Source organism: Siphonobacter curvatus, from assembly GCF_002943425.1.
Lineage (GTDB): Bacteria > Bacteroidota > Bacteroidia > Cytophagales > Spirosomataceae > Siphonobacter > Siphonobacter curvatus.
In genome coordinates, this window is the sequence record NZ_PTRA01000012.1 from 13,586 (window position 1) to 26,276 (window position 12,691).

General features: G+C 43.2%; 8 protein-coding genes and 1 tRNA gene. 6 read left to right on the forward strand and 3 right to left on the reverse strand.

The features are described from left to right. Positions 1 to 96 precede the first annotated feature (96 nt). The 5 genes from C5O19_RS25555 to C5O19_RS25575 all read left to right on the forward strand — a co-directional run bounded on the left by C5O19_RS25555 (position 97) and on the right by C5O19_RS25575 (position 7,439). Positions 97 to 2,841, forward strand: coding sequence for a putative LPS assembly protein LptD (locus tag C5O19_RS25555; protein ID WP_243406519.1), 2,745 nt, complete (start codon positions 97 to 99; stop codon positions 2,839 to 2,841). A 13-nt stretch (positions 2,842 to 2,854) separates the two neighbouring features. Continuing rightward, a tRNA-Lys gene (locus C5O19_RS25560) sits at positions 2,855 to 2,927 on the forward strand. 806 nt (positions 2,928 to 3,733) lie between these two features. Then, positions 3,734 to 4,696 carry a TolB-like translocation protein gene (locus C5O19_RS25565; protein ID WP_104716206.1) on the forward strand — a complete coding sequence of 321 codons (963 nt, stop codon included), beginning with the start codon at positions 3,734 to 3,736 and terminating at the stop codon, positions 4,694 to 4,696. A 105-nt stretch (positions 4,697 to 4,801) separates the two neighbouring features. Beyond that, the gene (locus tag C5O19_RS25570) at positions 4,802 to 6,823 is read left to right on the forward strand and encodes a sensor histidine kinase (protein WP_104716207.1); all 2,022 of its coding nucleotides are present in this window, start codon (positions 4,802 to 4,804) and stop codon (positions 6,821 to 6,823) included. Beyond that, positions 6,816 to 7,439, forward strand: a complete 624-nt coding sequence (locus C5O19_RS25575; protein ID WP_104716208.1) for a response regulator transcription factor — start codon at positions 6,816 to 6,818, stop codon at positions 7,437 to 7,439. Before C5O19_RS25570 ends, C5O19_RS25575 begins: the two co-directional genes overlap by 8 nt. Positions 7,440 to 7,568: 129 nt before the next feature. Here C5O19_RS25575 and C5O19_RS25580 read toward each other — a convergent pair whose 3' ends face one another. Then, on the reverse strand, positions 7,569 to 8,096 hold the full coding sequence (locus C5O19_RS25580; RefSeq protein ID WP_133163454.1) for a hypothetical protein: 528 nt from the start codon (positions 8,094 to 8,096) through the stop codon (positions 7,569 to 7,571). A 551-nt stretch (positions 8,097 to 8,647) separates the two neighbouring features. Then, positions 8,648 to 9,574 carry a helix-turn-helix domain-containing protein gene (locus C5O19_RS25585; RefSeq protein WP_104716210.1) on the reverse strand — a complete coding sequence of 309 codons (927 nt, stop codon included), beginning with the start codon at positions 9,572 to 9,574 and terminating at the stop codon, positions 8,648 to 8,650. Between the two features lie 721 nt (positions 9,575 to 10,295). On the opposite strand from C5O19_RS25585, the gene C5O19_RS25590 reads away from it, so the two are divergent. Then, entirely contained in the window at positions 10,296 to 10,700 is a 405-nt protein-coding gene (locus tag C5O19_RS25590) for a hypothetical protein (RefSeq protein WP_104716211.1), read from the forward strand. A 27-nt stretch (positions 10,701 to 10,727) separates the two neighbouring features. On the opposite strand, the gene C5O19_RS25595 is transcribed toward C5O19_RS25590, so the two are convergent. Next, positions 10,728 to 12,635 (reverse strand): sialate O-acetylesterase, encoded by a 1,908-nt coding sequence (locus C5O19_RS25595; RefSeq protein WP_104716212.1) that lies wholly within the window; start codon positions 12,633 to 12,635, stop codon positions 10,728 to 10,730. Between the last annotated feature and the right edge of the window lie 56 nt (positions 12,636 to 12,691).

Below are 12,691 nucleotides of genomic sequence, written 5' to 3' on the forward strand. Positions count from 1 at the left end.
TAAATTCCAGGACCGTTGAAGAACTGTTTTCTTTTGATCTTTTTTGTGATGCTTGGTGTTGTGCAGGCCTGGGGACAGCGTCCGGGATCAAAACGCATGGCTCTTCCCTTTGGCCGGGTCCAACGCCCCGTACAACCCGATTCACTAAAGCCGCTCGCTCCGGCTGATTCCATCCGTCTTTCCAAAGCCGATTCCCTACAAAATGAGAGTGATTTGAAATCTCAGGTGGAGTATTTCGCCAGGGATTCAACGATTATGACTACCGACGAGAAAGTGGTAGAATTGTACGGAGATGCCAAGGTGGATTACGAAGATATTCACCTGAAAGCCGATTACATCAAGCTGAATTGGGAAACCAACGAGGTATACGCCATTGGTCGGAAAGATTCGACCGGTAAAGTCATTGGTGAACCCGTTTTCGAGCAGGGGGCTGATGTGTACAATACTAGCGAAATCCGCTATAACTTCAAGACACGGCGGGCGGCCATTAAAACCATCGTCACCAAGCAGGGCGAGGGCAACGTACGGGGAAAAATCGTGAAGAAAGACAGTTCGAATAACTTCTTTTTACGCGGAGCCTTCTATACGACTTGCGACTTACTACACCCGCACTACGGCATTCAGGCCCCGAAAATCAAACTCGTACAGGGCAAAGGCGATAATAGGCAGGTCATTGCCGGACCTTTTAATCTGGTCATTGCCGGTATCCAATTGCCGCTGGGACTTCCATTTGGGTTCTTCCCTTTTTCGGAGAAGCGAAAATCCGGATTTATCCTAGGTAACTACGGTGAGGAACCACAAAACCGGGGTTTTTATCTGCGGGATTTTGGCTATTACTGGGCTGTAAACGATTACCTGGGCTTACGATTTACGGGACAGCTTTACTCCAGAGGGGGTTGGGGAGCTGGTTCGCAGGGGAATTACATTAAAAAATACCGGTACAGTGGCAGTTTTAGTCTGATCTATAACCACAATAGATCCGGGGATGAAATTGGGCCGAACCGTACCATTTCGAATGACTTCAGTGTGCAGTGGTCGCATACGCCCCAGACGCTGGGTCGTCCGTACAGTTTCTCAGCTTCGGTAAACGTTGCCAGTAGTAACTACCTCAACAACAACGAGCAAAACCTGACGAGTCCGACGGGTGGTCTGGGCCGGTACCAACAGAACGTGTTTGGTTCGTCGGTACAGTATTCGCATAACTTCGGTCAGTACATTCAAACCAGTGCCAACGTACGTATTAACCAGAACGTAACGACCAAGGCCTTGACCATTGGGGGGGGAGTAACGGCAGCCGTAACGCAGTTTCAGCCGCTGCGTCGGAAGAAAGCCGTAACGCCCGCCTGGTATGAGTCCTTCCGTTTGGGAGCTAACCTGTCGAGTACGGTAGATATTAGCAACAACATTCAGCCTCAGGTAGTTAGTAACAGTGGTTTTGCCGGTGAATTTCGGATTGCCAACTATATCCCTGACACGTTGAATATCCGTACGACTTCAACGCCTGAGAACGCTCAGACGCGGGTACTCTCCGGAAATATTCCGTTTAACCTCGAGAACCTACCGACCATTTTAAAGAATAGTCAGGTTACTACTACCTTTTCGATTCCCATTTCCTTACCTAACTTTAAAATTGCCCGTAACATCAACGTAACCCCGGGCGTAAGTTTACAGGGAAACCTCTATACGAAACAATATTCTTATCGTTACATAAAACCCGGATCACTCTTGGAGTCTGTACGTCCCGGTTTTGTATCGGATAGTGGTGGAGTTGTGGTTGATACCATCAGCCGTCTGTCTCCGGCCTACGCCTACTCTACTTCTTTAGGCATTAATACGCGGGTATACGGAACGTATTACTTTAAAAAACTGGGTCGTCTGGAAGCGATTCGGCATACGTTTGCTCCCTCGATCAGCTTAAGTTACACACCGGATTTATCGAGTAAGTTTTACCAGCGAGTACAGATTAACGAACGAGGTGATCAACGCCTGCTTTCTAAATTTTCGGGTTACAGTGGAAGCATTGGGGCGGCGGCTTCGGCCAGTTTCAGTTTAACCAACCAGCTGGAAATGAAAGTCAGGGCCAAGTCCGATACGGCAAAGGAGGCCTTTCAGAAGATTAATATCTTCGACAACTTCGGACTTTCGGGCAGTTACAACTTCCTAGCCGACTCCTTCAATCTGTCGAACTTATCGTTGGTAGCCAATACGGTCATTTTGAAGAAGTATAACATCAACTTTGCCTCTACCTTTGACCCCTATGATGTCGTTCAGGATGATTATTTGCTCAGTGGCCGAAGAGTAAACCGTCTGAAAGTAGCTTCCGGTAAAGGCTTAGCCAGTCTGCAAAGCATGACGATTGGGTTTAGTACGGGCTTTAAGGGCGGTCAGAAGAAAAAGCAGGGACAGCAGCAACAGCCCAAGGAAAAACCCGAAGGCGTAAGTGATGCCGAAATGCGGTTTATTCAATCGAATCCGCAGTTGTACATCGACTGGGATGTCCCCTGGAATGTGAACTTGAGCTATAACTTCAGCTATACGAAGTACGGCCTGGGCCGGGCCCAAACGTTCCAGACGTTAAGTATGAACGGCGATATCAAGCTAACGGAGAAATGGGCCATGACCTTTACTACGGGCTGGGACTTTGTACTGAATGCTCCTTCGCTGACGAACATTGGTCTGACGCGTAACCTTCACTGCTGGGAGGCTTCGTTCAACTGGACGCCGATTGCTCAAAATCTCCGGGGCGGGAACTACAATTTTGAATTACGCGTTCGATCTGCTATGTTGAAAGACCTGAAACTCTCCCGCCGTCGTAGCTTCTACGATCAGGGTGGTTTCTAGATCAACAGCAATAGTCTCCGTAGCTCAGTTGGTAGAGCAATTGACTCTTAATCAATGGGTCGCAGGTTCGAACCCTGCCGGGGACACTTCCTAAAAAAGCCGATTTACGTAAGTAAAATCGGCTTTTTTATTTTCCTCTCTTAGCAGTTTTGGAACTTCCTCCTTAGCCGTTTTGAAATCCCTCAAAGCAGTGTGTTTTGCATAGTTTTTGTTGAACTTCAGGTAAAACCGTCATAAAAGTTATGAACATCATAAAAAAGCCCATGGAACCCACAATGTAAAAATTAGGGTCTATCACAAAGGAGAGAAAAGATTTATTGATACTCGTCATTTCCTCTCTCTAAAAGAACTCACCCAAGTGGAAGGAAAAAGAATTTAGTAGTAAAGGTCCCTTTGTCCTAGGCATAATTGGCAAGAAGCTAAAGGACTATTGTAAAACGATTAGTGAGCTTGAAGATAAGCTAGATTTTCTCAAGCGGAGTAGTGTTTCAGTTAATGAAATTCATTACAATAGGTACTTTACAAATATTTAAGTTATAGGTATCCGTTTCTGCTTCGAATTACCCTCAATTTTTACAGAGAGCAGTTGCATTTCTCTCTTGACTCTCATTAGGCTAAGAAAAAAACAGGATCAATTCCGCCTGTGCACTCGAAAAATTTTCAATAACGATATCAGCAAAAGGCATTGCTTGGTTCCTACTTTTATTTGTCAATGCTACGACTTTCATTTACCCATTCCTGACCGCAATTTGAGTCCTCAATAACAATGACTATAATTACTGCACTTCTATCGAATATCTTACTACTTATTATAATAAAACCCTAGTTTTCGTGGATTGATTTGCAGGATCCAGGCTAGTAAATTTGAATTCGATATATAAGCAAGAACGCCATGAAAAAGTTATTTAGCACTGCCGTGCAGATTTTTACATTGTTAGTGTTCACCTGTTGTTCAAAAGATAACGCCGGAGGATCCAGTCCTTATCCTTCTTTATTGAAAGGTACCATTTATTATGACTGGGCTACTGAAGGTATTCTTAAGATGAGCCTGCCAGATGGTACGGGTGGATCTTTCATACCCGACGATTCCAAACTTAATAATTTTGATATTTCTCGCGATGGAAAATGGAAGCTGACAGCCGTGAATGCAAGTACATACGGACAATATGATGTCAGGTTTACGATCAGCGATATGAACAGTGGAAAAATAGTAGAGGAATTTATATACAATAGCCCTGCAGGTAATAGCTATTGTAAAGGTTATTTATCGCCTGACAATAGTTTGATCTTGGTCACATCAAACGACTTTCAAGACGGTATCACAATCTTAAAACGAAACGGTGAATTTGTAGCACGTATCGTGGACATCAATGGTGAAAGACTTGGTATCAATGAATCTCGCTTCTGGCTACCGGGAAATAACGTCATCTTTACACATGGTAAATATATTATTAAGATGGCACCTCCTTTTAGTTCTGGAACATTAATTAAGGAAATGAGCTATCAGGATTGGGGCAAGCTAACGGTTAACCAGACAGGTACACAGTTTGCCTTAAGTATTGGCAATCATATTTACACGATGGATGCAAATGGGAATGACCTTAAGCAGGTGACTTCAAGCAATTTTAAAGAATCTGTACCGGAGTTTTCTCCGGATGGAAAACATTTGTTGATTGGTACCAATTATCGATCTACCGGAACGCTCGGTTATTCATGGGACTTGAAAATCATTCCCAATGATGGAAAGCAATATAATGTTGATTCAGATGCAACTAATTCTCGTGAAGTTATTCCTGTAATCTGGAGAGGAAAAGACAAAATTGAAAGTGCTGGTGGACAAATGATCTGGAGGTGATATGAGGTGCTGTTAGATACGATGGATTTGGTATTTTATGCCGCAGCTCTCAATGGTTAGTTAAAATTATTTTTTGTTCGAGAATCAATATAGTGCGTCAGGTGCATGAATAAAATAGCAGTATGTATTGCAGTACTTTATGGACTTACGATAATCAATAGTTTCGCTCAGACTAAGAATGAGCTTCAACAGCATAGTGATAGCTTATATCAGCAATTGCTGCAACTCAAAGATCAGGAGCACAAGGCTAAAGCACTTTATAACTTAAGTTTTTTTTGGTCTGATTTCGATACTGTAAAGGCCCTAAGGTATATAGGCGAAGCGGAACAACTACTGGGGGCAAAAAGCAAATCCAGCTACTACAGAGGATTGTCTAGTTTTTACCGTGCTGCAGTCTATTTTGACACAGCCCCATTAAAGGCGAAGCAGCTTTATTTACAGGCGGAAGTTCAGCTTAAGCAAACTGATAAAAATAATGAACCGGATGCTCAAAGACATCTTGCAAGGCTCTGGGGAAGTTATGGAGCATTGCTTCAACGCGATGGGAAATCGGATGAATATGTAAATATATTACTGAATAAAGTAATCCCCCTAGCCAAACATCTCAAAGATTCTACCCTGCTGGGCAATAATTACCAAAATGTTGCCATGGCCTTAATGAACCTGAAAGCATTTAATAAGGCTCAACAGCATTATGAAAATGCTTGGAATTTATTAAAGGGAAGGAAAGATGCGGATGAGCAGCTTTTTACGCTATCTGTAAACGCTGCCCGAAATGCCCTGTTTCGTAAAGATGATTTAAAATCCAAAATATTCTTGGACAAAGCGGATGTATTAGCCCAGCGTATTCCCAACTCAGCTTATATTCCTATCTACCATAGTGTGGCAGGAAGCTATTGGGCAGTGCAAAAAAATATGTCCAAAGCCAATAGGCATTTTGAACAAGGGCTTCATACGGCGAAAAAACAGCATAACGACGATATGGCAGCCACCATAATTTATGACCAGTTCAGTGCCTTGCAGTCCGCCAGGCAATATCAGGCTGCCATGAACAAATTGTTAACGGTACTGCCTTATGTACAAACCAACAAGTCCCTAAGAAATAAACAGATGGTATATTATAACCTAGCAAATACAGCTGTTAAGTTGGGACAATATCAAAAAGCTATCAACTGGTACGAAGCCCATAAAAAACTGTCAGACACTCTCTTTTTGGACAAAGGCGAAGAGCGAATCATAGAATTGGAAAAAATCTATCAAACTACGGAAAAAGAGAAAGAACTTTTGCGGATAAAGACAGAGAACCAGCAACATCAACTCTCCCTACACAAGACCCGCCTGTGGGTCGGTATTCTTGTCTTAGCTATTCTTGTCTTATCCTCCTTATCCTTTACCTGGTACTCCGCACTCAATAACAAGAAAAAATTGGCGAAGCAGGAAGAAATGTTCCTAAAGGAGGAAATGAAAAATCGTAGACAACAGGAAAAATTGAATCTTTATAATGCCATGTTACAGGGCCAGGAAAGAGAGCGTAATCGCATCGCACGGGACTTGCACGATGGATTGGGTGGCATGCTGGCAAGTACTAAATTAAAACTTTCTGCGGTTGCCGCGAATATTAACCCTAAAAGAGAAACAACTATAGATTTGAATATAATCATTAGTCAGTTGGACCATTCGGTTGACGAGCTTCGGCGGATAGCACGCAATATGATGCCAGAATCTTTATTATATATGGGGCTCGAAGCCGCCCTAAGGGATTTATGCAATGCCATGTCACAGACGGATTTGCAAATTGATTTTCAAGCATCAAATCTACGTGAGGACTATCCGCAGGCTTTTCTGATTGCAGTATACAGGATTTTACAGGAGTTACTGACCAATGCCGTAAAGCATAGCGGAGCTTCGCAGGTGTGGGTACAGTGTACCGAAGTTGAGGATAAATTTCATATCAATGTTGAGGATAACGGCAAGGGATTTGATCCAAAAAATGAGCTACTGTCTAAAGAAGGAATTGGCATTTCCAACATCCGCAACCGGGTAGATATATTGAATGGACAATTGGAGATCGATGCCGCCATAGGTAACGGAGCATCATTCCATATTCAACTTAATGTAAATGGATAAAATTATTTCAGTAATTATCATAGACGATCATCCTCTGGTGTTGAATGGGTTTGAATTTATCTTGAAAAATACGACCGAAATTGTATTGAAAGGTACATTTACTCGTGCCGAAGATGCTTTGGAATTTTTAAATAAGCAGCCGATAGATGTTGTCTTGGTCGACATTAACATGCCGGGAATGAACGGTATTGACACTACCGCGGTGATAAAGAAGGATTATCCAAACACGCAGGTTATCGCAATTAGTAACCTGAACGAAGGAAGCATTGCACTCCGTATGCTCCAAACTGGGGCTTTGGGTTATCTACTTAAAAATACATCAGCTGAAGACCTGATTACGAGTATTCATGCCGTCCATAAGGGGGAACAGGTCTTAAGTCGGGAAATGAAATTTATAAAAATGGCTAATCAACAGGACACTATTCCAAAAATCACCGAAAGGGAACGGGAAGTACTTAAATGGATGGCCCAGGGGTTTACGACCCCTAAGATAGGAGAATTGATGTTTATTAGCCCACTAACTGTTGAGAGCCATAGAAGAAATCTATTACAAAAATTTGACGTAAGCAATACAGCCTCACTGATTCACAAAGCAACTGCAATGAAGTATATCTAGAGATGTTACAATACCATAACACATATATACCGATCTGCATAATCTAACTTAAAAATATAGTCTATCTCAAACTTATTAAATTTAAAAAGTTCAGGATACGAATTGAGTCTTAGTTTAGGCAATTGAACACTAGTGGCATACGGGTACATAGATAAGATCAATGCCCCCAGAATAGAGGTTGAAAGTCGGTCGGCTTTCCCAAACGATTGTGCAGCCTTGTTGCCCACCACCAGCTTGTTGACTACCAGATCTTACGAGTTCAAAATGCGTATCTAAGATGGATTCCTCTGGTATCCCACCTTCTTCGCTGAGGTATTTAGTCTTTACATCTAGCATAAGCTTGTCGTCAAAAAGACGACCCTTCCACGTTATCTTCTTAGCACTGGTTGTAACAGACCCGTTTATTTCACCATTGTCTTTGATAGATACCTCGCTGGGATCAGCACTAAACTTCCAGGATTGGCCATTTTGCTTCCCAGGAATGGATAAGGAAAATCCCTCTTGTCCAGAAAGTTCCATCCGCAGCACAAGCCTTGAACTATCCCCTTTGATTTTATCTATGCTGAATGATCCTGTACCATCAATAGATGGTAAGCGGTCGTAACCGCGTAAGTACATCGTGGACCGTGCCGTGCCCATATATGCCTGTCTATTCATGCGTTCATTGAATGAATGCAACTCTGAGTCAGGATTTTGCGACTTTCCACATCCTAAAGTTGTGAGTAAAAACAGTAGAATTAAAAAATTGATAGTGCAATTCATAGCTATATGTTTAGTATTACCTGATTCGTAAGTTGTGTTACCTACGGCTAATAATTAGTGTAAAATTAAGTGTTATGCTTTTTTCTTACTATCCACGAAAACCGTGATTTTATTACTTAAGCTATTTATAAGAATTATGTTATATGAAGTTAAAATATATTATAGTAGGTGACAATTTCAATTCTTCTACACAATTAAATCCTCACAAATACTTCGAAGACATAAATTTTGAATAGTACTAAATTGTTTATGAATACCCTTACCAACCGTTTGAAATTTATCTCTATACTAGCTTGCCAAGGTGCTTACCTAATTCCGATAAAATACTTCTCGGTCACTCTTTCTATTTACATCTTATTTGCTTTTTCTAGTATTAATGTCTTACAAAAGACATAAAAAAAGCACTTATCTCTACAGATAAGTGCTTTTCTATCAAATTGTGATACTTACAAATTCATTAGCGATTCACGACGACGCATTTTGCCGGCAGGAATGCCAAACATCATTTTAAAGCGACGACAGAAATAAGCCGTATCCTTGTAGCCTACTTCGGCACCAATAGCACGAATACTCTTTTTGGACGTACGCAGCAAATTAACCGCCGCTTCCATTCGCTGGTATTCAATGTAATCCTGAGGGTTGATACCCGTCAACATCTTAAAATACTGACCGACGTAATCTTCGGAAACGTTGGCTACGTTGGCGAGTACTTTATTGGACAGATCACCGCCAATATTATCCTTGATATAGGTGAAGATGTCGATCAGACGAGGATCTTTGAAATACGTACTGTTGGTAGCTAATTGCTCCACAAACAGACGGTGTTTCAAAATATACCGAATGATATTGATGACGATCTCTTCCGTCTTGATTTTGATAATACGACCTCGACCCGCTTCGTCCCGGAAATCTTCCGCCAGAATTTCTTTCAAGGCGTGAGCCAGCGATTCTTCCCCTTTGATCAGGAAAGGCGGTACATCCAGAGATGTGAAGAAGTTAACGGAATCGAAAACCTTGGCTTCAAATGCTACCAGACCGAACGAATGGGGCAATTTTCCAATCTCAGCCGGGTCCCGACGCGAATCGAAATAACGTTCGCGGAAGGTAAGAAATTCTTCGTTTGAGATAGCCTTTGGGCTTTCACTGCTACCGTAGGTAATATTCAACGACTTCCCGCCGGGGATAAATAGCATATCGCCGGGTTCAGCTAAGGTTCCGTCTTCGCCAAATGACACCTCTCCGTCGTATAGAATCAACAGCGAGTTTTCGATGTCATAAAAATTCTTGATTCGGATGGCTTGTTGCATCCGAATATGCCGGGCCTTGATGAATCGGACGCCCAGCGACTCAATGATTTTGTTGTAATCTTCCATTGCGATGGGGTAAGGCCGGTGTTTTTCGAAAGTCTGGCCTTTCTAAAATTAGGACAAAACTAATAATTGTATTTTTAAAAGCAAATTGGACAAAAAAAATAAATGCGATTCGAAAACCGCGTTTCTTTAAAAAGAATGCCCGTTTGTACTAACGAAAATTTCACACCAGGGGATGTAGAACCTGCCCATTTTTTGTATTTAGCAGGTTAGAGGGTCTTTTCTTTACTTTATAAACAAGCCTAATGCTACCCTCAGGAAAGCACCCTGAGGCGTTGAGACGTAGATCAACGAAGGATTCTCAGAGACGAAAATCCAGCATTATATATTAAATCAACTCTCCCCCTATACGTACCTGTTTGCCTGCGAAAGAAATGTTTAGGCAGGGAAAAGCCTATAGAAGGAGGTTTTTAGCTGAACGCTGGTGGATTCGTTAACAACGAAGTAATGATTTAATACTTGCGAAGGCTTGATCCAAGGAGGAAGAAGAAAAAAACGTAAAATTGGTATGCTTGCATACCAATTTTAGGACGGAAGTAGCTATAAAGCAATGCTTTAGCAAACGATACCTTAGAAAGTAATAATGAATCTATGTTTAAATCAGCGTAAAGATTTTGTAAAGAAAAAGTACAAATTCCTCTCAAAGCTTAGACTTTTCTTGAAAGAACATCCTACCGGTAAAGGCGTTTATAGACTAAGGCATTAGATTGAACCCTTCACAAGTATGACTCAATATACCCCATCTGAAAGTTTAGTACAGTTGTTGATAGAAAATGGATTCCGAGAAGTAACCGAACAGTATTTCCCTCATAGCCACGTTCGGTTAGAGCTGAAAGGTGAACCCTACCACCCAGCTTACTTTCAACGAGCCTTTCGTTTTAGTACCGGCACCGCTCTGCTCATTCTGAATTACCTCACCATTCGAATGATTTATAAGTCGTACGTTCTCGTAGAAAGTCGTCGACTGACGGAAGAAGAAGCTCAGGCAATTATGGCTTTTTGCAAGCTTCCTGCCAAGCAACAAGGCATTTTATCCCGCAAAATTTCCAATCTTACGGATCTTCAGTCCGCTTTGCAGCAACACCTGACGATGCCTGAACCCCGGCTCAGACCTTATCTGGTACGCTAAAGAAGGGAAAGCTCCCTACCCTACTGATTAAGGGTTGGGAGCTGTCGTATTTTGAGTGGCTTTGATAACGACCCGATGGGTAGGACGTAGATCTACGTTGGTTTTCGACGTAGGAATACAGCCGGGGCAGTTGGCCGTCCAGGTAGCGGGATCATCCCAGTTACCCGACTGTGCCGAGGTATAAGACGTAATCACTTGTACAGGTTTGCTCGTTGTAGCCGTACAGCCGTAAATGTTCGTCGTCATTAAGTTGTAAGTACCCGTTTGACTAGCTGAAACATCGGCTAGTTGAATGGATTTCTGAGCAGACGTGTAGCCATTTGGGCCACTCCAGCTATAGTACGGAGCATCAGCAGCCGTCAGTCCGAGCGTGTGGCCCGCCGAAAGCGGCGTATTCCCATTAATGGTTGCAGTAACCGTACCCAGTGAAGCAGGAACGATGATACGCGGCGAAACAATTACATTGCCCTTACTGTCGCTTACTTTCAACTGATACGTACCGGCCGTAAAATCGGCTGAGTTACCAGATGCTACGGAGTTCACGCCATTATTGTTTAGCGGATTTACCCACGTATACGAAGCCCATCCATCCTGACCTTTCACTCGCATCTGCGTACTGCTCAAACACGAAGGGTACAGGCGAGCCGGAGCCAAAGCCGCGTACGGAGTAGCCTGCGAACGAATGTTAGCCGCATCCAGAGCATCCGCCCAAGCTTTAGCTAAAAGCAGAAGCCCCTGACCTTTGAAGTGAACATCTACGGCATCACGGTACTCGGGACCGTGAATATCATCCGTAGCTGGTCCAGCAAAGATTTGCTTGGTAGGATTAATCAGGGCGTTCTGAGCACTAATAATCGTTGGACTGTTAATACTGGGGCCGGATAAGTTCGTACGGTCGAAGTATCGACTGGCTCGGGAAATGACCCAAGGAAGATTTTCTTTCCCCGAATTTGACCGACTGGCAGTAATAACCGCATTCCAGTTCGATACATAGGTTTCTTGAGAAGTATTGGCAAAATTATCCGTTTCACCCTGGTGGAGCAGTACGGCCCGAACGCCATATTGCGAGGCGTAATTATTCAGACTGACCCGCAAATTGCCGTAAGGCTGTCCTTTGGGATAAGGGTAGCTAAACACAGGATTTAAGGCGGGGTCTTGCGAAGGATCGATACTTGTGAACCAGTTTACACTGCCCGTACCCGACCAGCCGCCCTGGAAAAAGGCGACAGGCACTCGCCAACGTTGCACCAACAGATCACCTAAAGCTCCCCAGCACCAAGCCGAGAGTCCGAAAGGAGCTAAGGTAGTGGTAGCGTCCAGGTGAACAAACTCGGGGGTAGCTACTTTGTCCTTAATGTTTGAATAACTCCAGGGGCCCCATTGATCAGGTTGGTTAGGATCTGGATTCTCGGTGATTTTGTAGCCAATGCCTACTGCACTTACCTGATCATACGTTGCTGAAGGACCCGTATTGTCAGGGTCCGCAATTCCAGTGGCATTCGACTGACCGGCAATTACGAACACTTCACCAACGCCAACTTTTGATAACGTAGTTTCTTGTCCCAGTAAGGAACCATTCTGGTAAGCCCGTACTTTGAGGTCATACCAGCCACCTTTGGCCGTAACTGAACCCTGAAAATAGCCATTGGAGGGAGTACTGGTGGTGTTGCCAGGGTACGTCCACAAGGTTTGCCATTGCGTATCGACGGCATCGTTAGGCCCAATCGAACCGCCCGCCGGAATCGGTACTAAGCGTACTTCAATCCGCTCTACTTTTTCCGTATAAACACCCGCTACATGTACAGAAGCTTGGTTGGATAAATCACGCTGAAAAACCGCTCGCGTGGTGGGAAAAGTAATGCTTAACTGGGCTAAACTTTGGTGATACGTAAGGATGAAAAAGAGCAGACTAGCTAATTTGTAAAGATGTTTCATAAAGGACAAACCAATTCGATGGGTGGGTAAAAATACAGACAAACGCCTGAATAAAA